2 protein-coding genes and 1 pseudogene are annotated in these 3,469 nt (G+C 68.9%); all 3 read left to right on the top strand.

Annotation, left to right across the window (positions count from 1 at the left end; all coding sequences use genetic code 11):
* Positions 1-3 precede the first annotated feature (3 nt).
* Positions 4-1,491 (top strand): DHA2 family efflux MFS transporter permease subunit, encoded by a 1,488-nt coding sequence (locus G3N61_RS38360; protein ID WP_241018121.1) that lies wholly within the window; start codon positions 4-6, stop codon positions 1,489-1,491.
* Positions 1,492-1,501: 10 nt separating this feature from the next.
* On the top strand, positions 1,502-2,440 hold the full coding sequence (locus G3N61_RS38365) for a glycosyltransferase family 2 protein (RefSeq protein ID WP_205825043.1): 939 nt from the start codon (positions 1,502-1,504) through the stop codon (positions 2,438-2,440).
* Positions 2,441-2,448: 8 nt separating this feature from the next.
* Positions 2,449-3,333, top strand: a pseudogene (locus G3N61_RS38370) (TolC family protein); the annotation flags it as partial.
* Between the last annotated feature and the right edge of the window lie 136 nt (positions 3,334-3,469).

Raw genomic sequence — 3,469 nt, forward strand, 5'->3', positions numbered from 1 at the left:
GAACTGCTCGGCAGCGCCGAGAACCGCTTCGGCCGCGTCGGCGTCCGTATCCACGACTTTTCCCACCCGCACTGGCGCGACGACGTGCGCATCGTGCTGCGTGCGGCGCGCGCCCCCGCCTACATCAGCTCGTATTCGGTCGCGGCCGCGATCGCGGTGCCGCTGACGGGCTGGCTTGCGCGCCGCGTCGGCGAGTTGCGGCTGTTCGTCGGCGCGGTGCTGCTGTTCACGCTGACGTCGCTGCTGTGCGGGCTCGCGCGCGACCTGCACGTGCTCGTGATCTGCCGTGCGCTGCAGGGGTTGTTTTCGGGGCCGATGGTGCCGCTGTCGCAGACGATCCTGCTGCGCACGTTCCCGCCGGACAAGCGCACGATCGCACTCGCGCTGTGGGCGATGACGGTGCTGCTCGCGCCGATCTTCGGGCCGGTGGTCGGCGGCTGGATCGTCGACAACTTCTCGTGGCCGTGGATCTTCCTGATCAACTTGCCGATCGGGCTGTTCTCGTTCGCGGTCTGCACCGCGATGCTGCGCCCGGATGCGCAACGCGGCGCGGCCGGCCCGGTCGACGTGCCGGGCATCGTGCTGCTCGTGATCGGCGTCGGCTCGCTGCAGGCGATGCTCGATCTCGGCCACGATCGCGGCTGGCTCGGGTCGCCGCTGATCGTCACGCTCGCGGTGGTCGCGGGGCTGTCGATCGTGTCGCTGCTGATCTGGGAGGCGGGCGAAGCGCATCCCGTCGTCGATCTGAGCCTGTTCCGCGATCGCACGTTCTCGTTCTGCGTGCTGATCATCTCGCTCGGGATGATGAGCTTCTCGGTGGTCGGCGTCGTGTTCCCGCTGTGGATGCAGGCCGTGATGGGCTACAACGCGTTTCACGCGGGGCTCGCCACCGCGTCGCTCGGCGTGCTCGCGCTGGTGTTCTCGATCGTCGTCGGGCTCCATGCGCACCGCTTCGACGCACGCGTGCTCGCGACCTTCGGCTTCCTCGTGTTCGCGGCCGTGCTCGCGTGGGATGCGCATTTCACGCTGAAGATGACGTTCGCGCAGATCGCCGCGCCGGGGCTGATCCAGGGGATCGGGCTGCCGTGCTTCTTCATTCCGCTGACCGCCGCGACGCTGTCGCGCATTCCGGACGACCGGCTCGCGGCCGCGTCGAGCCTGTCGAACTTCCTGCGCACGCTGTCGGCCGCGTTCGGTACCGCGATGAGCGTGACGCTGTGGGACAACCGCGCGACCTATCACTACGACGTCGTGTCGCAATCCGTCACGCAGGCATCGGCGAACACGCAGCGCTTCGTGCACACGCTGAACGGGATGGGGGTGGACGGCGTGCGCGAGCTATCCACGCTGCACCAGGTCGTGATGCAGCAGGCTTACATGATGGCGACCAACGACATGTTCTGGATGGCGAGCATGACGTGTCTCGCGCTCGCGGCGATGATGTGGCTGACGCGGCCGAAGCGCGGCGCGGCGGCGTCGTTCGGGCATTGAGGAGAGGAACATGACGACACTCGGCGCACTCGTGATCCTGTATCACCCGACTGACGCGCAACTCGACGCACTCTGCGCGTGGCGGCTCGCGTGCGATGCGCTGCTCGTCGTCGACAACACGCCGCAGCCGGACGCGCGAGCGCGCGAGCTGTGCGATCGCGAAGGCATCGCGCTGCTGCATCACGGCAATCGCGGCGGGATCGCGGGCGCGTACAACGCGGGGCTCGCGGTGCTGTTTCGCGACCGCATCGATGCCGTTGCGCTGTTCGACCAGGATTCGTCGGTGCCGGTCGCGTATTTCCCCGCGATGCGCGACGTCTGCGCGGGACTCGCGGGGCGCGCGTTCCTGGCCGGTCCGCGCATCTTCGACGAGAACGCGCGCAGCTTCCTGCCCGAACTCTCGACCAACGGGATCGGGCTGCGCCGCCTGCGCATCGAGCCGGGCGCGCCGCTGCAGCGCTGCGCGTTCCTGATCTCGTCGGGCTGCGTCGTGTCGCGCGACGCGTTCGACGTGCTCGGCCGCTTCGACGAGACGCTGTTCATCGATCACGTCGACACCGAATACAGCTTCCGCGCGCTGGCGCGCAACGTGCCGCTCTATGTCGTGCCGTCGCTGGTGCTGCCGCACCGGATCGGCGCGAAGCAGCGTCACGCGATCGGCCCTTTTGAAATGACGTCGATGAATCACTCGTGGCAACGGCGCTACTACAGCGCACGCAATGCGGTACAGCTCGGGATGCAGTACGGGCTGCGCTTTCCGGTGGCGATCGTGCCGAACCTGCTGACCGTGTGGCAGGTCGTGCAGATCGCGCTCGTCGAACGCGACAAGCGCGCGAAGCTCGCCGGCATCCTGTTCGGCGTCGCGGACGGCCTGTTCGGCCGGCTCGGCCCGCTCGAGCGCACGCGGCCGCGTCTGGCCGCGCGTGCGCAGCGCGTTCAGCAGGGATGAGGGGCGCGATGCGGCGGGTGAAAAAGACGGTGGATCGGGCGCGTGGCGTGAAGGGCGGTTCGATGATGATCGTCGCCGCGGCGGTGTCGCTGGCGTTGAGCGGATGCGTGCCGTCGGGCTTCCTGCCGTCGCTGTCGTTGCGCGCGCCGGCCGACGATGCGCTCGCGCACACGGCCGGGCCCGGCGTGAACGGCGCGTGGCCCGCGCCCGACTGGGTGAAGCAGTTGCGGGATCCGCAACTCGACGCACTGGTCGCCGAGGCATCGCAGCACAACCCCGACCTGCAGGTCGCGCAGGCACGGCTGCGGATCGCGCAGGCGCAGCTTCAGCAGTTCGATTCGTTGACGGGGCTGACGGGCACGGCCGGCGCGACGGTCAGCCGCGCGCGCATGCCGAAGCCGGGCAACGACGTCGCGGACGTATCGGCCGGCGGCTATCGTGTACCCGTCGAGATCTTCGGCGATCCGAACACCTCGCCATCGTCGGTGTTCGTCGGGCTGACCTACCAGCTCGACCTGTGGGGGAAGAACCGCGCCGCGACGAAAAGCCTGATGTCGCTGCGCGAAGCGGCGCGGGTCGAGGCCGAGCAGGTGCGGCTCACGCTCGCGGTGGCGATCGTCACCGTGTACTGCCAGCTCGATCAGGCGTATGCGACGCAGGAGCTGCTGCAGCAGAAACTGAAGGTCAGCCAGCGCGTGACGACCGTGTTGCGCGAGCGCACCGCGCGCGGGCTCGACAACGCATACGACGCGAGCGACGCATCGATCAAGCGCAGCAAGCTGCTCGCGCAGATCGCGCTGAATGACGAGCAGATCAAGCTCGCGCAATTGCAGCTCGGCGTGCTGTCGGGCCGCGGCCCCGAGCGCGGGCTCGCGCTGCAACGGCCGCGCGTCGGCGCATTCGCGGGCGTCTGGCAGATCGAGCGCGTGTGGCCGGCGGACGAATGAGCGGAGACGCGTCATGACGGGCCGCACGGGCGTCCTGCTGATCCACGGGCTCGGCGGCACGCAATACGATCTCGGTTCGCTG

Source organism: Burkholderia sp. Ac-20349, assembly GCF_017104865.1.
Taxonomy (GTDB): domain Bacteria; phylum Pseudomonadota; class Gammaproteobacteria; order Burkholderiales; family Burkholderiaceae; genus Burkholderia; species Burkholderia aenigmatica.

Coding starts and splice junctions, on each gene's coding strand:
- G3N61_RS38365 (WP_205825043.1), top strand. CDS start 1,502: ATGACGACACTCGGCGCACTCGTGATCCTGTATCACCCGACTGACGCG.